The organism is Arthrobacter sp. SLBN-122 (genome assembly GCF_006715165.1).
Taxonomy (GTDB): domain Bacteria; phylum Actinomycetota; class Actinomycetes; order Actinomycetales; family Micrococcaceae; genus Arthrobacter.
The window spans coordinates 4,408,150-4,428,079 of record NZ_VFMS01000001.1; the positions used below are offsets into that span (position 1 = coordinate 4,408,150).

The window sequence follows — 19,930 nt, forward strand, 5'->3', positions numbered from 1 at the left end:
CAGGGCGCAGTCCCTGGTGGCCGGGCGGCCCGTTCCGGTCAGCGGGTGCTGCGGGTGCTGCGGGTGACGGTGAATTTGGCGTTCCTGCCCTCCACCACTGTGGGTCCCACATGCCGTTCCAGGGCGGACAGATAGGCCAGGTGCCGGTTGTACACCGTCCACAGCTCACCCCCGGAAGCCAGCACCCGCCCCGCCGCTTCGATCATCTTGAGGCCGGCGCCGGCGTGGACGCCTGCACCAACATGGAAGGGCGGGTTGAGCAGCACCGCGTCCACGGAGCCATCAGGGAAGGTGCCCAGCGCATCATCCTGCAGGACACTGATCCGGTCGGCCAGGCCGTTGGCGCGGGCGGTGGCAAGGGCGGACAGCACCGCGGCCGCCGACTGGTCCGTCGCCGTCACGGCCGCTGCCGGGAACTGCCGTGCGTACATCGCGGCGAGGATTCCGGTGCCGCAGCCCAGGTCGACGGCGTGCCGCGCCGGTTTCATCGCCGGCAGGAACGTCAGCAGGAAACGGGTGCCGATATCCAGCCTGGGGCCGGCAAAGACAGCGCCGTGCGCGGCCACGTCCAGGTCCAGCTCCGCGAGGTGCTCCACTACCGGGAAACGTGGCGCCGTGGTTGGGGGTTTGGGGCCGGTGGCGAGGAGGATCCGCGATTTTTGCCGTGCGAGCTGCGGCTGCACGGACAGGAAGTACCGTTCAAGGACCGCGTTCATGCCCAGGGACATATGTTTCACCCGGCCTCCTGCCAGCAGCCGGACATCCGGCGCGGCATGCAGGGCCACGGCGGCAGCAATTTCCTCCAGTTCCGCCAGGGTCTTGGGAAGCTGCAGCAGGATGGTGTCTGCTCCCGCCAGCAGCTCCTCCCCCAGGGGCAGCTGGACGAATGATGTGCCGGCGCCCAGTTCTTCCGCGTTGAGCTGCAGCGCCCTTTCCCCTGTGATCAGGTCCTGATGCACCCGCAGCGACGCCGGGGCAAGCACCGCCGAAGCGCCGAGCGTCAGGGCCCCGTAGCGGTCACCGATGACCGCCACGGTACTGCCCGCCCGCCCAAGCTGCACGGCAGTCTCCAGCAACAGCCGGTCGGTGGCGTCCCAGGCCTGCAGATTCGGGGCCTCGACATCGGGCCGGCGGCGCAGGACCTGGAAAATGTCCGCCAACGTATCTGCTGCCACCGGTGTCCTGCCGCCTTCTGTTGCCCTTGCCCGCCCCGGGTCCCGGAGCGTCACCCCCACGTTACCGTTTCCGCCGCCGTCGCCATTCCAGGCAGTTTCAGGATGGCCGCCACCGCTGCCCGGCCTGCACGGTTGGCACCAATAGTGGACGACGACGGCCCATAACCCACGAGGTGGACGCGCGGATCGGCAGCCACCTGGGTTCCGTCCATGGCTATTCCGCCTCCCGGCCCCCGCAGGTGCAGCGGGGCGAGGTGTTCCAGTTCCGCCCTGAAGCCAGTGGCCCAGAGGATCACGTCCGCCTTGAGCAGGCTGCCGTCCGCGCGGCGGACCCCGTCCGGTTCGATGGCCGTGAACATGGGCTGCCGGTCAAGGGCACCCCGTTCCCTGGCCGCGCGCAGGACAGGTGTCCAGATGAGGCCCGTCACTGAGACGACGCTTTGCGGTGGAAGTCCCTTGCGGACGCGGTCCTCCACGAGCGCGACGGCATCGTGGCCGGCTCTGGCATCGAATGGAGCGTCGCGCCACACCGGTTCCCTGCGGGTGAACCAGCTGGTGGTGGTGAGCCGGGAAATCTCCTCCAGCAGGCCGACGGCGGAAATGCCACCGCCCACCACGATCACGTGCTTGCCGCGGAACTCTTCCGCCGAGACGTAGTCGGCAACGTGGAGCTGCCTGCCCCGGAAGGAGGACTGGCCCGGGTAGATGGGCCAGAACGGGCGGGTCCACGTACCTGTGGCGTTGATGACTGCCCTGGCGCTCCAGTCCCCGTCGGTGGTTTCAACGCGCAAGCGCCCGGCCGGGTTGTCATCTTCACGCCTGACAGCCCGCACCTTCACGGGCCGGTGAACGGACAACCCCAGCTCAGCCTCGTAGCCGCCAAAGTAGCGGGTGAGGAACTCCGAGCTCGGTTCCGCCGGGTCAACCTCAGGCTTGGCGATGCCCGGCAAATCGCTGATCCCGTTGACCGTGGACATGCGCAGGCTCCGCCAGCGGTGCCGCCACGCCCCGCCCGGACCTTCCTCGGCGTCGAGCACGGCAAAGCCAAGGCCCCGGCGCTGGAGGTGGTACGCGGCGGACAGGCCCGCCTGGCCTGCCCCGATGACAACCACGTCGGTTGGGTGAGGAATCACCTGCCCATGATAGTCGCGGAGGGCGGCGCGGCCTTAGGGTGGGCGCATGGACACTGGAGCAGCCGCACGGACCGGAACCGGAAGCACTGGGCATGCCGCCCGGCTGGAAAAGGCCCTGGGGGTGGTGCTTGGAACCGGGCAGATACCGCTGCGCCTGCGTGCGTGGGATGGTTCGGAAGCGGGACCGCCTGACGCACCGGTCCTGGAGTTCAAGTCCCGACGGGCCCTGCGGCGCATCCTCTGGTCACCGGGGCAGCTGGGTCTGAGCCGTGCCTACGTGGCAGGTGAAATCGACACCCCGGGGGACATCTTCGCGGCGTTCACGGCGTTGAGCTCGGCAGGCAAGTTCGCCGAGCCCGGACCGTTCCGCCCGCTGTCCGCCGGCGAGCTCTGGCTGCTGCTGCGCACCGCTGTCCGGCTCGGCGCCATCGGGCCCAACCCTGCCCCGCCGCCGGAAGAAGCACGCATCGCCAAAAAAGGAAGGATGCACTCCCGGCGCCGCGATTCGGCCGCCATCTCGCACCATTACGACGTCGGCAACGACTTCTACGACCTGGTGCTGGGACCGTCGATGGTTTATTCGTGCGCAGTGTGGCCGGACGACGGCGGCGGCGCTGCGGCAGCGACGGCAGGGGGCGGCACGAATGCGCGGCCGGGCACCGGCCTGGATGCTGCCCAGGAAGCCAAGCTGGACCTGGTCTGCCGCAAACTGGGCCTTCAACCGGGGATGCGGGTCCTGGATGTGGGATGCGGCTGGGGCAGCTTCGCCCTGCACGCGGCAGCCCGGTACGGCGCCAGCGTGGTGGGGGTAACGCTCTCCCGCGAGCAGGCCGGCCTGGCCCGGAAGCGTGCAGCCGAGGCCGGCCTGACGGACAGGGTGGAAATCCGGGTGCAGGATTACCGGGACGTACCGGACGGGCCGTTCGACGCCATCAGTTCCATCGGAATGTCTGAACACGTTGGGCGGGCGCAGACGCCTGCCTACACCGCGGCGCTGTACGGGCTGCTCCGGCCCGGCGGGCGGCTGCTGAACCATGCCATTTCCTGGAATGCGGGCCCCACCAGCCCGGACCCGGACTCCTTCATCCCCCGGTACGTCTTCCCTGATGGCGAGATGATCAGCCTGGGCGAGATGGTGGCCGCCCTGGAATCCGCACGCTTCGAAATCCTGGATGTGGAGGCACTGCGCCGCCATTACGCCCTGACGCTCCGGGCGTGGGTAAGCCGGCTTGAGGAGAACTGGGACGAGGCGGTAAAACTGGCCGGTGCGGGACGCGCGCGCGTATGGCGGCTCTACATGGCCAGCAGTGCCATTGGGTTCGAAAACGGGCTCACCGGAGTCAACCAGGTCCTGGTGCGCCGCCCCGGCGGGGAGGAACCGCCGCTGCGGCGCACCGCCTGGATGTGAGGCGCCCCTGCCGTCACGCCACCGGGGAAGGACCGCCGGGCTGGGTGAAGTGCTGGGTCTTTTCGATCTGCACCACCTTCGGGTCCGTTTCGTCGGCTTCGTAGTCCGTGGGCCGCGTGAGGTCCTTGCCCGTGCTGACCTTCAGGGCCCTCAACACCAGGGTCAGGACGGCGGCGACAATCAGGTTCAGGGCGAATGCCGAGACCGCGATGTAGACGCTGAAATCCGTCCCGGGAATGGGGGCCACGGAGCCGCCGAAGTGGGCCTTCGTGACCGGGTTGATCACGTTGTAGGCGGAGACTGTTCCGAAGATGATGCCCGCAGCCCAGCCGATCAGCAGCGCCCAGCGGTCGAACCACCGGGTGTAAAGGCCTGCCACCACGGCAGGGAAGGTCTGCAGGATCCAGATGCCGCCCAGCAGCTGCATGTTGATGGCCGCCGACTGGTCCATGGCGATCACGAAGACCAGTGCGCCCACCTTCACGACCAGCGAGACGATCTTTGACACCTTCGCCTCCGTCTTGGGATCGACGTCGGGCCGGATGAAGTCGCGGTAGATGTTGCGGGTGAACATGTTTGCCGCCGCAATGGACATGATGGCCGCGGGTACCAGCGCCCCGATGGCGATGGCAGCCAGCGCTATTCCCGCGAACCAGGCGGGGAAGTGGTCAAGGAACAGCTGCGGAACCACCAGCTGCGGGTTGACCGATCCGTCCAGGTCGATGGGCTTGGTGCCCGCCTTGATGGCCACGAAGCCCAGCAGCGCAAGGAAACCAAGCATCAGCGAGTACAGCGGCAGGATGGCGGCGTTGCGGCGGATGGTATTGCGGGCCTTTGACGCCAGCACTGCAGTCACTGAGTGCGGGTACATGAACAATGCCATGGCCGAGCCCAACGCCAGCGACCAGTAGGCGGAGTAGTTGGCAGCCCCCGGGATGAACACCCCGGCGGGCTTTCCCGTGGCCTGGTTCACCGTGCCCAGCTTGGTCTGCGCCGAGCTGAAGATGCTGTCCCAGCCGCCGAACTTGATGGGCAGGTAGATGACCGCCACGATCACGGCAAGGTAGATCAGGAGGTCCTTGACGACGGCGATCATCGCCGGCGCCCGCAGCCCCGACGTGTAGGTGTACGCGGCGAGGACCACGAAGGCCAGGATCAGCGGCAGGTCGGTCAGGAACACGTTCCCGGAGCTGCCCAGCCCCAGGACCGTCAGTACGGCCTTGATGCCCACCAGCTGCAGCGCGATGTAGGGCATGGTGGCCACGATGCCCGTGACGGCAACCGCCAGGGAGAGCCAGCGGCTGCCGTAGCGTCCGCCCACGAAATCCGCCGAGGTGACGTAACCGTGGCGGTGGGACACCGACCACAAACGGCTCATGATGATGAAGATGATCGGATACAGGACGATGGTGTAGGGCACGGCAAAGAAGCCGGTGACCGCACCCGTAGCCCACATGGCCGCCGGCACCGCCACGAAGGTGTACGCGGTGTAAAGGTCCCCGCCGAGCAGGAACCAGGTGATCCAGGTACCGAAGCCGCGGCCGCCCAGGCCCCATTCGTCCAGGCTGTGCAGACCTTCCACCTCTGGGCTTCGGCGCCACTTGGCGGCCAGGAAGCCCATGACAGCCACGACGACGAAGAGCAGCACGACAATCACCAAGGCAGTCCAGTTGATCTCGCGTGCGTTCATGGCCGGTCCCCTCCCAACCCTGTGTCGGCTGAGGCGGTGCCTGCCCGGGGTGGGCCACCGGCACGTACCTCGGCCCGCCGTCGTCGGTCTTCCCTGGTCACCAGCCAGTAGGCTGTGCCGGTCAAGATCGCCGAAATCGGCACCCAGAGCAATTGGTACCAGTAGAAGAAGGGCATCCCGGCCAGCCTGGGCGCATCAAAGGAATACAGCTGCGGCATGAGCGGGAAGAGGATGGCGGCGCCCAGCAGGACGGCGGCGCCGATATAGGGAGCGGGCCTTGCCGGGCCCCGGATGGCGGTATCGCGGGTCAGGCGCGATTCCTCCGGAAATGCATCGCCGTTCGGGCTGTAGCCGGAACCATCTGCATGGGACATCTGTGACCTCCTCGTCAGCCTGTCCCGCGTCCGGCCGCTTCTTGGGTGAAAACGGCCAATCGACGGGACGATGTGCCCTCCACCTCCAGTTGTACCCCGCTTTGACCTGCGCGGGAAGGGTTTTTCACAGTCACCGGGGGCTGATCCCGCCGGGAGAAAAGGAGGGCACTGCAGACGAATAAAAAAGGGAACCATCACAATGTGATGGTTCCCTTTTCGGTGTACCGGTGGAGCTGAGGGGACTCGAACCCCTGACCCCCTGCATGCCATGCAGGTGCGCTACCAGCTGCGCCACAGCCCCGTACTTTTGTTCCTTCCGGTCTGATTGGCCGGAGCAACCTGACCAGAGTAATGCACTTTTCCGTTGGACGCCAATCGGCCGCCATCAGCATCCGAACCGACTTCTCCGTCGCCCCGCCCGGCCATTCAACCCAGCCAATGGAAGGTGTACAAAACCAACCGGAAACAAAAAAGTCCGCCGGAACCATCACGGTTCCGGCGGACTTGCCGGTGGAGCTGAGGGGACTCGAACCCCTGACCCCCTGCATGCCATGCAGGTGCGCTACCAGCTGCGCCACAGCCCCGGATTGTTGCTGCTCCGAGAAGCTTTCTTCAGGGTCTCCCCCGAAGCAACTCAAATATCTTAGAACAGCAATTCCGAAAATTCCAAATCGGGAATATTCACTTTCTGCACACCGTCAGGTTGCGGCGCCTACTCGGTGTCGGCGATTGCGCCGGCTTTGGCGGATGCGTCGTCCCCAAGCTGCAGGTCCACCACGGGGCAGTCCTTCCAGAGCCGCTCCAGGGCGTAGAACACGCGATCCTCCTCATGCTGGACGTGGATGACAACGTCAGCATAATCCAGCAGGACCCACCGGCCGCCGGAGCGGCCCTCGCGGCGCACCGGGCGCAGGTCCTGTTTGGCGAGTTCTTCCTCGATACCGTCAACGATCGCGTTGACCTGGCGTTCGCTGGGCGCGGAAGCGATGAGGAAGACGTCGGCCAGGGCCAGTCGTTCGCTCACGTCCATGGCGACGATGTCCTGCGCAATCTTGTCGGCAGCGGCCTTGGCGGCCGTACGGGCTATGGCGATGGACGATTCTGTTGCAGTCACGGGACTCCTTGTTTGGTTAAGTGTTGATGCCGGTGCGGTCAGCGGGACATGCCGCTGACGATCAGGATGATGCCGGCAACGAGGGCCAGGATCCCGAACGCGAGGATGCAGAACTGCAGGATGCGGTTCCGCCGCGCCCTAGTGAGGCCTGCAGTCGCGGCATCCAGGGGGTCGAGGCCATAGGCGGAGCGGGCAGGAACGCGGGGCAGGTCCTCAAAGAGATCCTCCGGGTGGTTCTCGGCTTGGTTCTCGGGAACCGATACCCGTTTGGGACGGCTGGCTGCCTTGGCCGCCGCCTCAGCACGGGCAATCACCTGGGACCGCCCTGCGGCGGTATCCGGCGCGGGCGCCTTGGGACGGGAAGCCGGTTTCCGTTTTCCCGGAACCTTGGTGCCGGGCCGCGTGGTGACCGGGACATGCGAGGTTGCCGGCGGCTTCATCACCGGACGTTCGACGCCGGGCACCTGGACGAACTCAAGGGGTGTCACCATCGCCAGGTTGTTGGCGGTGGAGGGGCCGGGTTTGTCCTTGGGTGCGACGTCCTTGGAAGCGGCATCCCTGGGAGCCGCATCCCTGGGAGCCGCATCCCTGGCGGGTCCTGCAGGATTGCCGGCCTGTTCGGCAAGTTTCTGCCGGGCCATGGCCCTACGGTTGAGCACCGCGGCCCGTTCGGCCAGGGCAATCTGCTCAGCGAGGATCTCCGGATCCACGGCTTCCGGATCCATGGAGGCAATGTGCTCCATTTTGGCGATCTGGTTCCTGGCCTGCGCAGCAATCAGCGCCCGCGCTTCCAGGGCCTGTTCCACCGTCATCCCTTCCGGGACGTTTCCGGAAGCCGGCGCCGGACTTTCAGCGGTGGCTGGGGCTTCCGACGCCGCGGGCGCGTCAGTCCCGGCAGGGCCGGCCGTCTTTGCTGTGCCGTCCGTCTTTGCCGTGCCGTCCGACTTTGCCGGGCTGCCTGTCTTTGCCAGTGCAGCGGCATTCCGCGCGGGTGCCACCGAAGGTGCGGGGGCCGCAGCGGGCGGCACTATGGGGTTGGCGGCGGTCAGCGCCTGCTCTTTGAGCTGCTGCAGCCGCAGCTGCCGCCGGGTGGGCGGACCGCCTGCAGCAAGCTGGCCTTCCTTTTCCTCGAGCTCCTTGATGGTGCGGAGCGCGGCCCGGTCGCGGGCCCGGATCTGGGAGGACCGCTGGGTGGCAGTCTGCTCTGCCGCCGCTTGGCCTGCAGCAATGGGCCGCGCGGGCGATGCGGTGCCTGCGGAGCGGGAGTTGGCCGTCGCATCCTGCCCTGCCGGCGCTGATGCGGGACCGGCCGGCCGGTCCGCGGCAGGCGGGCGCTGCCCAGCTGCAGGCAGGGTGGCCTGCTGGGCATCCCTGGCCTTCCGGAGTTCCCGGCGGCTGCGGATTGGGGGCTGTTCCTGACTCATTGTGAACTCATTCAGTACTGGCTGGTTCGCGTGCTTTGGAAGCTGGTTCATCCGTGGTTGCGGGCGGGTCCGAATACAGGCCGTACTTGGCGATGTACTGGACCACCCCGTCCGGGACCAGGTACCAGACCGGGTTGTTCGCCGCCACGCGGGCACGGCAGTCGCTGGACGAAATGGCCATGGCCGGAACTTCCAGGAGGCTGACGTCGTCGCGTCCCATGCCGTCAAGGACGTGTCCGGGTCGCGTCACGCCCACGAAGTGGGCCAGCGACCACAGTTCGTCAATGTCCTTCCAGGACAAAATCTGGGCCAGGGCGTCCGCGCCGGTGATGAAGAAAAGGTCGGCGTCGGGGCGCTGGGCCCGGAGGTCGCGGAGCGTGTCGATGGTGTAGGTGGGACCCGGACGGTCAACGTCCACGCGGCTGACGGTGAAGCGCGGATTGGACGCCGTGGCGATGACGGTCATCAGGTAGCGGTGCTCGGGCTCACTGACCTGTTTATGGGACTTTTGCCATGGCTGCCCGGTGGGGACGAAGACCACCTCGTCGAGGTCGAACTCCGCCGCGACTTCGCTGGCTGCGACAAGGTGGCCGTGGTGGATGGGATCGAATGTTCCGCCCATCACGCCCAGCCGCAGCCTCCCCCGGGCACCATTGCGGCGCAGGTTGTGGGAAATCTTAGTGGCCCTGCCCGCGATCGTGCTTATTGGGGTGCTGGCGGTGCGGGTCCGCGTGCTCGTCCGTGGCAGCGTGCCGGTTGCCCAGGTTGTTGTAGGACCAGGCGATGAACATCAGCACCAGCAGGATGGCGAACATGGATACGCCAAAGACCCAGGGCTCGGCCCACAGCGGGGCAAGCTCCTCATGGCCTTCTTCGCCTGCGGCGGCGACGGACGTGGCAATCTGCTGGAGCAGCATTTTCTCCCCTATGTTCAAGGATTTACGGGCAGCGGAACCTTCCGCTGCATTCCGGGTTCTGGTCTATGTTACCGCGTTGCTACCCGCGGACCTGGCCTTCGCCCTGGACGATCCACTTGGTGGTGGTGAGCTCGGTCAGGCCCATGGGGCCGCGGGCGTGCAGCTTCTGGGTGGAAATGCCCACCTCGGCACCAAGGCCGAGTTCCCCGCCGTCGGTAAACCGCGTGGAAGCGTTGACGATCACCGCCGCGGAATCCACCTCCGCGATGAACCGTTCGGCATTGGCAAGGCTGTTGGTGAGGATGGCTTCGGTGTGGCCGGTGGACCAGGCACGGATGTGCTGGACGGCTTCGTCGAGGCTGTCCACCATGGCCACGGCGAGGTCCAGGTCCATGTATTCGGTTCCCCAGTCCACATCCGTGGCCGGCTGGGTCTCGATCCCGGGCAGTGCGGCGCTGATGCGTTCGTCGACGTGCAGGCGGACGCCGGCGGCGCGCAGGGCGGCGGCGACGGAGGGCAGGACCGTAGAGCCCGAGTGGACCAGCAGTGTCTCCACCGTGTTGCAGACACTGGGGCGCTGGGTTTTGGCGTTGAGCAGGATCTCCACGGCCATGTTTTCGTCAGCGGACTCGTCGATGAAGATGTGGACGTTCCCCTCCCCCGTCTCGATGACGGGCACCGCGGAGTTGGTGACCACGGTCTGGATCAGGTCCCGGCCGCCGCGGGGAATCAGCACGTCCACCCGGCCCCGGGCCTTCATCAGCACGTTGGCTCCGGCGCGGCCGAACTGGTCCACGGTCTGGACAGCATCAGCGGGCAGGCCAACGGACTCGAGCGCTTCGCGCAGCACCCGCACCAGGACCTGGTTGGTGGCCTCGGCGGCACTGCCGCCGCGCAGGATGACGGCGTTGCCGCTCTTGAGCGCCAGCCCCGCGATGTCAACCGTGACGTTGGGCCTTGCCTCGTAGATGGCTGCCACGACGCCCATGGGCACGTTGACCTGGCGGAGGCGGAGCCCGTTGGGAAGGGTCTGGCCGCGGACTACGTTGCCCACAGGATCCGGGAGGTTGGCCAGGTTTTCAAGGGCGGCCACCAGCCCGGAAATGCGTGTTTCGGTAAGCGTGAGGCGGTCCAGGAGCGCCTTGGATGTGCCGTTGGACTTGCCCTTGTCCACGTCCATGGCGTTGGCCGTGAGGATGGCCTGGGCACTCTCCTGCAGAGCGGCTCCGACGGCGCGGAGGGCACGGTCCTTCCAGGCCCGGTTGGCGGTGGCCATCCGGCGGGCGGCGTGGCGGGACCGGTCAGCGATGGCGTGGACAGCCGCTTCAACTTCTGCAGCGGAAAGCGGCGCCCCAGCTGATCCCGGTTCTGCCGCGGGACCCGGCTGCGCCTGCGCAGCAGTGGTTCCGGTGGTTTCAGCAGCATGGATCAGGGCTTCAGTCATGATCCAAGTTTAGGCGAGCCCTGGACTCAGACCAGCACCAGGTCGTCAACATGAACAACTTCGCGGTCATAGCCGCTTCCCATTTCCTCGCCCAGCTCCCGCGTGGAACGCCCCAGCATGCGGGGCAGCTCCTCCGACGAGTAGTTCACCAGGCCGCGGGCCACGACGGTGCCGTCGGCCCCTGCCAGCTCCACGGCGTCGCCCGCTTCAAAGTCCCCATGGACGGCGGAAATGCCCGCCGGCAGCAGGGAGGTGCGGTGGTGCCGTACGGCGCGCACCGCCCCTTCGTCCAGGACAAGGCGGCCCTGCACGGAGGCAACGTGGGCAAGCCACAGGAGGCGGACGGGCTTGCGGGAACCGTTGACCGAGAACCACGTGCCCACGTCCTCGCCGTTCAAGGCCGCGGCGGCGTTGGCCGTGGAGGTCACCAGCGCATGGATGCCCGAACCGGCCGCCATGCTGGCAGCTTCCACTTTGGTCATCATTCCCCCGGTGCCCACACCGGCCTTGCCGGCTTTGCCGATGGAAACCCCTTCGAGGTCGTGCGCGCCGGTGACCAGGGGGATGCGCCGGGCACCCTGGGCGGGCGGCCCGTCATACAGGGAGTCGACGTCGGACAGCAGCACCAGTGCATCGGCGCGCACCAGGTGCGCCACCAGTGCCGCAAGCCGGTCGTTGTCACCAAAGCGGATTTCGTGGGTGGCCACGGTGTCGTTCTCGTTGACGACGGGGACCACGCCCAGGTTCAGCAGCCGGTCCATGGCGCGGAGGGCGTTGGTGTGCTGGCTGCGGCGCATCAGGTCCTCGGCCGTGAGCAGGACCTGGCTGACGGTGACGCCGTGAGCACCGAAGGCCTGCGTGTACCGGGCCATCAGCAGTCCCTGGCCTACGCTGGCTGCCGCCTGCTGGGTGGCAAGGTCGCGGGGCCTCTTGGCCAGCCCCAGCGGGGCCAGTCCGGCGGCGATGGCGCCGGAGGACACCAGGATGATTTCGGCACCGGCGTTGCGTTTGGCCGCCAGCGCGTCGGCCAGGGCGGTCAGGGATTCCTCCGAAATGCCGCCCTTGATACTGGTGAGCGAGGAGGACCCCACCTTCACGACGATCCGGCGGGCACCCGCCAGGGCGCTCCTGTCGGAGGCGCGTTCAGCGGGTTCCGCGGCCATGCCCCTAGAGGTCATCGTCCGCTTCCAGTCCGCTCTCCTTCACGGGGTGGGCGGCGCGGCGGCCGCTGACGGATTCGGTCCAGATGCCGGCTTTCCGTTCCGCCTCGAGCTCGGCACGGGCGGCTGCCTTGGCATCCCGGCGCTCCTGCTGCTCTTCACGCTTCTGGCTGCGGGTGGGGCGGTCACCGATATCAGCGAACCGGACATCCGTGCCGCGCGGCGACGCCAGGAGTTCAGCGCCTGCCATCATGGTGGGCTCCCAGTCGAAGACCACGCCGTCGTCCTCACCGATGACCACGGTATCGCCGGGCTTGGCGCCCTGCTTGAACAGTTCTGTTTCCACGCCGAGCTTGGCGAGCCGGTCTGCCAGGTAGCCGATGGCTTCCTCGTTGGTGAAGTCGGTCTGCTTGACCCAGCGCTCCGGCTTTTCGCCCAGGACGCGGAACAGCGGCTCCAGGTTCTTTTCCTCGCGGCGGATCTTGAAGCCGGTTTCGTTGACGGCGCGCGGACGCAGTACCGCGGGCTGGACCTTGGGCGGGGCGGCGGCCACGGCGTCGCGGGCGGCCTTGACGATTTCCGCCATGGCGAAGCCCAGCTGGCGCAGGCCCTCATGGCTGGTGGCGGACACCTCGAAGACGCGGTAGCCGCGTGATTCGAGTTCCGGGCGCACGAATTCGGCCATGTCCTTGCCGTCGGGAAGGTCCACCTTGTTCAGTGCGACCAGCCGGGGCCGGTGGTTCAGGGGCACCACTTCGCCGTCCTGGCCCGCGTAGCTCATGTCCACGGCGTACTTTTCCAGTTCGCCCTCGATGATGGCGAGGTCCGACAGCGGGTCGCGCTCGGACTCCAGGGTGCCGCAGTCGAGCACGTGGACCAGCGCTGCACAACGTTCCACGTGCCGCAGGAAATGGTGGCCCAGGCCGCGTCCCTCGCTGGCGCCTTCGATGAGGCCGGGAACGTCGGCGATGGTGAACCGCACGTCGCCGGCCTGAACCACGCCGAGGTTGGGAATCAGGGTGGTGAAGGGGTAGTCGGCGATCTTGGGCCGGGCCGCGGACATCGCGGCGATGAGGCTGGACTTGCCGGCGGACGGGAAGCCCACCAGGGCGATGTCGGCGATGGACTTCAGCTCGAGGATGACGTCCCGGGATTCGCCTTCGATGCCCAGCAGCGCGAAGCCGGGCGCGCGGCGCTTCTGCGAGGAGAGGGCGGCGTTGCCCAGGCCGCCAATGCCACCGGCGGCTGCCACAAACTCCGCACCCTCGCCCACGAGGTCGGCCAGTACGGTGCCGTCCTTGGACTTGACCACTGTGCCGTCCGGTACGGGCAGGATGAGGGTTTCGCCGTTCTTGCCGCCGCGCCAGTCGCCCATGCCGGGCCCGCCGTTGCTGGCGTGCCGGTGCGGTGCGTGGTGGTAGTCGAGGAGGGTGGTGGTCTGGTGGTCCACGCGAAGGATGACGTCGCCGCCGTTGCCGCCGTCGCCGCCGTCGGGACCGCCCAGGGGCTTGAACTTCTCCCGGTGGACGGAGACGCACCCGTTGCCGCCGTTACCGCCGGATACGTGCAGTACTACCCGGTCTACAAAGCTGGCCACGTGGATCTCCTCAGAAGCTGTTTACCTGGCGCCCCGGGGCGCCACATCGATTGTAATGCGGTTAAAAGAACAGTGGAGCGGGCCCTCAGGCCCGCTCCACCGCTTCAGAACTTGTTGTTACTCTGCAGCTGCAGCAGCAACGATGTTGACCACGCGACGACCGCGGCGGGTACCGAATTCAACGGCGCCCGGGGTCAGTGCGAACAGGGTGTCGTCCCCGCCACGGCCAACGCCGGCGCCCGGGTGGAAGTGGGTGCCGCGCTGGCGGACGATGATTTCGCCTGCGGAAACAACCTGGCCGCCGAAGCGCTTGACGCCGAGGTACTGAGCGTTGGAATCGCGACCGTTGCGAGTGGAGCTCGCGCCCTTTTTATGTGCCATCTGAAATGCCTGCCTCTAAATTCTGGGGAATCTGTTGAAATGCCTGAACACTAACCGGAGGTTAGCTGATGCCGGTGATCTTGACCTTGGTCAGTTCCTGGCGGTGACCCTGGCGCTTCTTGTAGCCGGTCTTGTTCTTGAACTTCTGGATGACAATCTTAGGACCACGCAGGTCCTGGAGGATTTCAGCCGTAACAGTTACCTTGGCCAGGTCGGCGGCGGCGGAGGTGACCTTGTCACCATCAACCAGGAGCAGTGCGGGCAGCTCAATGGTGCTGCCGGCTCCACCGGCGACGCGGTTCAGGGTAACGAAGTCTCCAACGGAAACCTTCTCTTGGCGGCCGCCTGCGCGGACAATCGCGTACACCACTTGGGAACTCACTTCTCTCGACGTTTATAACTAAATTTGCGTGCGGAACCGACTATCAAAAGCCTGGTTTCTCGCTGTGCCTCAACGCCGTGGGGTCATAACCCAAGTGTTGGCGTAAGCACCGAAGATCTAGATTACGCTAATTTTGTCTTCGGCCGCAAATGAGGCTGGTTCCCGGCGGGTTGCTGTGATAGGCACCACAGCTCAGGTCCGGCGTCCGCACCATGCCCCACCATAGTACCGGCACACCCGCAGGCCGCGGTTCAGGAGTGCAGGCGCGGCGCGTCGAAGAACTCCACTTCGAGCCGGCAGGACTGCTTGAACGCGGTCAGCATCGCAGCCTTCTCATGGTCGGAAGCCTGCCGCCCGGCCGCATCCACGATGGCGATGGCCTGGCGTGTGGCTTCGGCAAAGCCCTCATCTGCGTAGGTGCGGAGCCAGTCCGCGTACGCGTGCCCGTCCGGTTCCCCGGAGGCCAGGAACCGGGCGTGCAGCGTGGCGCCGACCTCGGCGTAGAGCCAGAAGCAGGGCAGGACGGCGGCGGCGAGGACCGCATAGCTGCCCGACGACGACGCTGCGGTCAGGTGGTCCACGTAGGACTTGGTGACCGGGCCCAGGCCGTTCGGGGCCGGGCGGGTGCTGAGCCACGAGCGGTGAAGCTCCGTTTCCACTTCAAGGCACTGCTGCGCGGACCGTGCCCAGAACAGCTGCTCGGCCTCCGAGGGGGCCAGGGCGCTGGCCCGTGCCAGCACGCGGGAGTAGCCGTTCAGGTAGAGGGCATCCTGCGCCAGGTAATAGGCAAAGTCCTTTTCGGAAAGATCGCCCGAGGCCAGTCCGTCGATGAAGTCCAGCGCGTAGATGTCGTCGAGGTCCTGGCGGGCTTCGGTCCACAGCCGGGCCGCGAAGCTGCCTTCCGCCGGGACGGGCCGCACGTGGTGGAAGTGGTGCACGGGTCCGTTCCCCTGGCCCACCTCCAGCTGGGCGGAGTTCTCGAGTGCGCCGGCCAGCCAGGGCTTGACGGTCCGCAGCGAGGCCTCCCAGTCACCCAGGCGGGCCTGGACGGTTGCCATGGCGGAGGACAGGGAACATCCGGTGCCGTGGCTGTTGCGCGTGGAAATGCGCTTCCCCTGCACTTCCACCACCTCCTGGACGAGGAGGCCTGCAGTGTTCACAAGTGCGTCCGGGCAGTCCAGGCCTGCCAGGTGGCCGCCTTTAACCAGTACGGTGGCTCCGGTGGCCTCGGCCAGGCGCCTGCCTTGGTCCAGTGCGGCCTCCCAGTTTTGGGCTGGCTCCGTCCCGAGCAGCAGCGCGAGCTCGGGCAGGTTGGGGGTGATGAGGTGGGCAAGCGGCAGCAGTTCCCGGAGCGCGGCTTCGGCGGATTCCTGCAGCAGCCGGTCCCCGCTGGTGGCCACCATCACGGGGTCAAGGACAACGACGGCGGGACGGACCTTTCCGAGCCACTCGCGGACAGTGCGGATCACCGATTCGTCACCCAGCATGCCGATCTTGACGGCGTCGATGCTGATGTCATCGCTGACGGCATCCAGCTGCTGGGCCAGGAACGCGGCCGGAGGGACGTGGACGGCCTGCACGCCGCGGGTGTTTTGCGCTGTGAGGGCGGTAATCGCCGCCATGCCGTATCCGCCGTGGGCGGCGATGCTTTTGAGGTCCGCCTGGATCCCGGCTCCCCCGGACGGATCGGAACCGGCGATGGAGAGGACGCGCGGGACGTCGCGGCCCGTGGGAAGGCCGGAGGGAACGCCGGGCGCGGTTGGCAGGGGCATGGAAAGGGTCGGAGACAAGAGACATCCCTTCGCCGGTACTAGCCGGACAGGTTCAACGGGTCTGGATCTCAGCCGGCCTTCTGCGCGGCACCCCGTGTCGCTGTCCAGCGTAGCTGCTGGTGCCGACGCGGCGGAAAGGTGACAGCACCTGCCTATGCAGGAAGTCCCCGCCTTGTGGTCCATTCCCCCCGAGACTCTGAGGGGAAAGGTCCACATGGCGGGGACTTCCTTGGTGGTGCGTTGGTTCTGACCTGGCTTAGAGCTCCGAGGCAGGGACTCCGACGCCGAGGATGATGGGTTCCGCTGCCGGCTTGGCAGCTTCAGCCTTGGCGGCGTCTTGTGCCTTAGCGGTGTCGGGGGCCTTGGCTGCGTGTGAATGTCCGGCACCCGTGGACTGGACGTTCTCGTGGTGCTGGACAGCTGTCTCGTTGGCTGCGCCCTGGGCACGGCTGGCAGCGCGGTGGCGCCGCGGCCTGCGTTGCCGGGTCTGCTCCAGGGTGTGGTCGGAGTAGTCCTTTTCCGCGGGCGCTTCCACGGTGGCGTGGGTTGCCGCTCCCCCGCCGGCCTGCTGTTGCGGCGCTGCCGGTTCGGCTGCCTTCACCGATTCTGCGGCTTTGGCCGGCGCATCCTCCATGGGTGACGCCGGCTGGCCGAGGTGGGCGAACGCTTCCGCCAGCCGGTCCAAGGTGAGGGCGGGCTTGGGGTGCTGCTCCTCGGCGTGCTCCACGAACGGAAGCGGGACTTCCTCGCTGCCGAAGGTCAGGACAGCTGCGGGGCGTGCGGGGGAATCGGCGTCGTGCTTCTCCTCCGCGGGAACCGGCGCAGGCTCGGCCTGCGGCGCCTGGCGGGTTGCTGCCACCTCATCGTCATGCAGGTGCGCCGCGTGGGCGGCAGCCGCAATGTTCGCCAGGGCAAGCCGGGTGGCCTCTGCTTTGGCGTGCCGCTCAGCATCCGCCGTATCCGGCACGACGGTGTGGACGTGCACTGCAGGCGCCGGGACAGCCTCGGGCTGCTGGCCGCCGCGTCCGCGCCGCCGTTTGCGCTCGGGACGGACTCCGGGCTGGCCGGCATCGGGCCGCTGTGCCTCGGCGCGGTGGGCTTCCCCGCGGGCTTCGGGGCGGTTGTCCGCGCGCTGGACGTGGTGCTCGGCCGCCACGATGTTGGCACGGCGGTGCTCCACGGGATCGTCATGGGTTACTACCCCGCGGCCCGCGCAGGCCTCGCACTGCTCGCCGAAGACTTCCAGCAGGCCCGTACCCATCCGCTTGCGGGTCATCTGGACCAGGCCCAGCGACGTGACCTCGGCAACCTGGTGCTTGGTCCGGTCACGGCCCAGGCATTCCACCAGGCGGCGCAGGACCAGGTCCCGGTTGGATTCGAGCACCATGTCGATGAAGTCGATCACGATGATGCCGCCGATGTCGCGCAGCCGCAGCTGGCGCACCACTTCCTCGGCAGCTTCCAGGTTGTTCTTGGTGACGGTTTCCTCGAGGTTGCCGCCGCTGCCGGTGAACTTGCCGGTGTTGACGTCCACCACGGTCATGGCCTCGGTGCGGTCGATCACCAGGGAGCCGCCGGAGGGCAGGAAGACCTTGCGCTCAAGCGCCTTGTGGATCTGCTCGTCGATGCGCCAGGCGGAGAAGATGTCCTGGTCCTTGGTCCACTTCTCGAGGCGTCCCACCAGGTCCGGCGCCACGTAGGTGACGTAGGCCTCGATGGTGTCCCAGGCTTCCTCACCGGACACGATGAGTTTGGAGAAGTCCTCGTTGAAGACGTCGCGGACCACCTTGATGGTCAGGTCGGGTTCGCCGTAGAGCAGTTCGGGCGCCAGGATCTTGGTGGACGCGGACTGGCTTTCGATGCCTTCCCACTGGGCGCGCAGCCGGTTGATGTCGTGCGTCAGCTCTTCCTCGGACGCGCCTTCCGCAGCGGTGCGGACAATGACGCCGGCATGCTCGGGCAGGCGGTCCTTGAGGATGCGCTTGAGGCGGTTGCGTTCGACGTCGGGCAGCTTGCGGGAGATGCCGGTCATAGAGCCGCCGGGCACGTACACCAGGTAGCGGCCGGGAAGGGAGATCTGGCTGGTGAGCCGGGCGCCCTTGTGGCCCACGGGGTCCTTGGTCACCTGGACCAGGACGGTGTCGCCGGACTTCAGCGCGTTCTCAATCCGGCGCTGCTTGCCCTCGAGGTTCACCGCTTCCCAGTTCACTTCACCGGCATACAGCACGGCGTTGCGGCCGCGGCCGATGTCAACGAACGCCGCTTCCATGGACGGCAGCACGTTCTGGACCTTGCCCAGGTACACGTTGCCAATCAGCGAGTCCTGCTGGGTCTTGGACACGAAGTGCTCGGCCAGGACGCCGTCCTCGAGGACGGCGATCTGGATCCTGTCGTCGCGCTGGCGGACGATCATTTGCCGGTCAACGGATTCGCGGCGGGCCAGGAACTCGGCCTCGGTGATCACCGTGCGGCGGCGGCCCGTGTCGCGGGACTCGCGGCGGCGCTGCTTCTTGGCCTCGAGGCGGGTGGAGCCCTTCACGCTGGTGACGCGGTTGTTGACGGGCGCTTCAGTGACGGCACGGGGCGCACGGACCCTCGTCACCGTGTTGGGCGGGTCATCATCCCCGCCGCCGGTGAGTTCAAGGTCCTGGTCTCCGCGGCGGCGGCGGCGACGGCGGCGGGACGTCACACCGTCCTCCAGCTGCGTGGCGTTGTCCTCGTCGGCGTCGTCCTCGGCGTCAACCTCGGCGCTGCCGCCCTCGCTGTCCTGGTCGGCAGCGTCGCCGATGCGGCTGCGGCCCCTGCGGCCCCTGCTGCGGCGCCGGCGGCGGCCGGAGGCATCGTCGCCGTCTTCGGCTTCTTCCTCTTCAGGCTCCTCGACGGCGGGCGCTGCGGGACGGACCACGGTGCTGAGGTCCGGTGCCTGGAAGAGCACGGACGTGGGCGATGCAGGTTCCAGGAAGAGGGAACCAAAGGGGCTGGCAGCCGCGGCGGGCGCAGACTCTCCCGTGTCCCCGGCCGGGGTTTCCTGTGCAGGCTCCTGAATGACGGAAGCCTCCGGGGCCGGCACCGCAGCGGGCTCCTGGGTCTGCCCGGCGGCGGCAACGGGTTCCTGCCCGGCGACCTGTCCCTGCACCGCAACGTCTTCCTGTGCAGCCTCTTCCGGCGCAGCAACCTGGGCGGCGGCTTCCGGAGCCACGGATTCTGCACCCGCGGCGTCCGCTGCCCCTGATTCCGCTGCAGTGGCGGCGGCCGGGGACGCAGCCTTTCGGGTGGCTACCCGACGGCGGCGAACGGGCCTGGTTTCGGCGTCTGCCGTGGCGGCAGTGGCAGGGACTGCGGCAGGGCTTTCACCCGTTGCGGCCGGTTCCGCTGCCATGGTGTCGGGGGCGGCAGCATCGGCGGGTGCCGCCGCTGCCGGTTCATCAGCGAAGGCGGGCAGGGGTTCGGCGGTGTCCGGCTTCCTGCGGGCACGTGTGCGGCGCACCGGCGCAGTGGGCGCTGCGACTTCCTCCACCGGCGAGTCGTCGCTTGCTTCGGGGACAGCGGGCTCCGGCACCGTGGCCACCGCATCCGTCACGGCGTCATCGGTCTTGGGAGCCGCTTTGCGGCGGGTGCGTACGGCCCTCTTGGGTGCAGCAGCCCCGGCAGCCGCTGCATCTTCGTTAACGGCCAGTTCCTGATCATTGTCCATATGTGGCAACACTCCTGCCCCTGACGTACCGCCACATCCGGCACCCATTGGGGCACATATTGTCAAAACCCGCAGGCGTTGACAGAAGTCAAGTGGATACTCCCAGGTTCGCACCGTCAGTGGGGTGCGGCAGCCCGTGGGAGCCGGCGGATGTTCTGAAAACCCGTTGTTCTGCGTGCCACAACCAGGTGCCGCCCAATGGAGTGGCGGGAGTGCCGGAAGAATCCGAAGCCTGCCCTGCCCATCATTGGCGGTCTTGGGAACA

The 19,930-nt window shown here is 67.4% G+C and carries 16 protein-coding genes, 2 tRNA genes and 1 riboswitch; of the genes, 1 reads left to right on the forward strand and 17 read right to left on the reverse strand.

All coding sequences use genetic code 11. The features are described from left to right. Positions 1–38 precede the first annotated feature (38 nt). Positions 39–1,175: a class I SAM-dependent methyltransferase gene (locus FBY36_RS20225; protein WP_142122334.1), complete on the reverse strand. Its 1,137-nt coding sequence runs from the start codon at positions 1,173–1,175 to the stop codon at positions 39–41. A gap of 50 nt (positions 1,176–1,225) precedes the next feature. After that, on the reverse strand, positions 1,226–2,308 hold the full coding sequence (locus tag FBY36_RS20230) for an FAD-dependent oxidoreductase (protein WP_142122336.1): 1,083 nt from the start codon (positions 2,306–2,308) through the stop codon (positions 1,226–1,228). Positions 2,309–2,354: 46 nt separating this feature from the next. Here FBY36_RS20230 and FBY36_RS20235 point away from each other — a divergent pair, with 46 nt between their 5' ends. Then, positions 2,355–3,716: a class I SAM-dependent methyltransferase gene (locus FBY36_RS20235; protein WP_142122338.1), complete on the forward strand. Its 1,362-nt coding sequence runs from the start codon at positions 2,355–2,357 to the stop codon at positions 3,714–3,716. 13 nt (positions 3,717–3,729) lie between these two features. Here FBY36_RS20235 and mctP read toward each other — a convergent pair whose 3' ends face one another. The 15 genes from mctP to FBY36_RS20310 all read right to left on the reverse strand — a co-directional run bounded on the left by mctP (position 3,730) and on the right by FBY36_RS20310 (position 19,665). Further along, on the reverse strand, positions 3,730–5,406 hold the full coding sequence (mctP, locus tag FBY36_RS20240; RefSeq protein ID WP_142122339.1) for a monocarboxylate uptake permease MctP: 1,677 nt from the start codon (positions 5,404–5,406) through the stop codon (positions 3,730–3,732). After that, on the reverse strand, positions 5,403–5,780 hold the full coding sequence (locus tag FBY36_RS20245) for a DUF3311 domain-containing protein (RefSeq protein WP_142122341.1): 378 nt from the start codon (positions 5,778–5,780) through the stop codon (positions 5,403–5,405). The genes mctP and FBY36_RS20245 overlap by 4 nt, the downstream gene beginning before the upstream one ends. A gap of 228 nt (positions 5,781–6,008) precedes the next feature. Then, positions 6,009–6,081: transfer RNA gene (locus FBY36_RS20250), tRNA-Ala, on the reverse strand. A 210-nt stretch (positions 6,082–6,291) separates the two neighbouring features. Beyond that, positions 6,292–6,364: transfer RNA gene (locus tag FBY36_RS20255), tRNA-Ala, on the reverse strand. Positions 6,365–6,492: 128 nt separating this feature from the next. Beyond that, on the reverse strand, positions 6,493–6,894 hold the full coding sequence (rsfS, locus tag FBY36_RS20260; protein WP_056336274.1) for a ribosome silencing factor: 402 nt from the start codon (positions 6,892–6,894) through the stop codon (positions 6,493–6,495). A gap of 38 nt (positions 6,895–6,932) precedes the next feature. After that, positions 6,933–8,318 carry a hypothetical protein gene (locus FBY36_RS20265; RefSeq protein WP_142122343.1) on the reverse strand — a complete coding sequence of 462 codons (1,386 nt, stop codon included), beginning with the start codon at positions 8,316–8,318 and terminating at the stop codon, positions 6,933–6,935. Positions 8,319–8,325: 7 nt separating this feature from the next. After that, the gene (gene nadD / locus FBY36_RS20270; protein WP_200830595.1) at positions 8,326–8,940 is read right to left on the reverse strand and encodes a nicotinate-nucleotide adenylyltransferase; all 615 of its coding nucleotides are present in this window, start codon (positions 8,938–8,940) and stop codon (positions 8,326–8,328) included. A 55-nt stretch (positions 8,941–8,995) separates the two neighbouring features. Then, on the reverse strand, positions 8,996–9,235 hold the full coding sequence (locus tag FBY36_RS20275; RefSeq protein ID WP_142031474.1) for a hypothetical protein: 240 nt from the start codon (positions 9,233–9,235) through the stop codon (positions 8,996–8,998). Between the two features lie 79 nt (positions 9,236–9,314). Beyond that, positions 9,315–10,679: a glutamate-5-semialdehyde dehydrogenase gene (locus FBY36_RS20280; protein ID WP_142122345.1), complete on the reverse strand. Its 1,365-nt coding sequence runs from the start codon at positions 10,677–10,679 to the stop codon at positions 9,315–9,317. Between the two features lie 26 nt (positions 10,680–10,705). Then, positions 10,706–11,857 (reverse strand): glutamate 5-kinase, encoded by a 1,152-nt coding sequence (gene proB, locus FBY36_RS20285; protein ID WP_142122347.1) that lies wholly within the window; start codon positions 11,855–11,857, stop codon positions 10,706–10,708. Further along, positions 11,847–13,436, reverse strand: a complete 1,590-nt coding sequence (gene obgE / locus FBY36_RS20290) for a GTPase ObgE (protein ID WP_142122349.1) — start codon at positions 13,434–13,436, stop codon at positions 11,847–11,849. Before obgE ends, proB begins: the two co-directional genes overlap by 11 nt. A 117-nt stretch (positions 13,437–13,553) precedes the next feature. After that, a complete protein-coding gene (rpmA, locus tag FBY36_RS20295) occupies positions 13,554–13,817 on the reverse strand; it encodes a 50S ribosomal protein L27 (protein WP_009372867.1) in 264 nt (87 codons plus the stop codon). 61 nt (positions 13,818–13,878) lie between these two features. Beyond that, the gene (gene rplU, locus FBY36_RS20300; protein WP_056336264.1) at positions 13,879–14,187 is read right to left on the reverse strand and encodes a 50S ribosomal protein L21; all 309 of its coding nucleotides are present in this window, start codon (positions 14,185–14,187) and stop codon (positions 13,879–13,881) included. Between the two features lie 263 nt (positions 14,188–14,450). Continuing rightward, positions 14,451–15,971 carry a bifunctional hydroxymethylpyrimidine kinase/phosphomethylpyrimidine kinase gene (thiD, locus tag FBY36_RS20305; RefSeq protein WP_142122351.1) on the reverse strand — a complete coding sequence of 507 codons (1,521 nt, stop codon included), beginning with the start codon at positions 15,969–15,971 and terminating at the stop codon, positions 14,451–14,453. A gap of 7 nt (positions 15,972–15,978) precedes the next feature. Beyond that, positions 15,979–16,076: riboswitch (TPP riboswitch) on the reverse strand. A 151-nt stretch (positions 16,077–16,227) separates the two neighbouring features. Then, complete coding sequence (locus FBY36_RS20310; protein WP_142122353.1) at positions 16,228–19,665, reverse strand: Rne/Rng family ribonuclease; 3,438 nt, start codon at positions 19,663–19,665, stop codon at positions 16,228–16,230. Positions 19,666–19,930 lie beyond the last annotated feature (265 nt).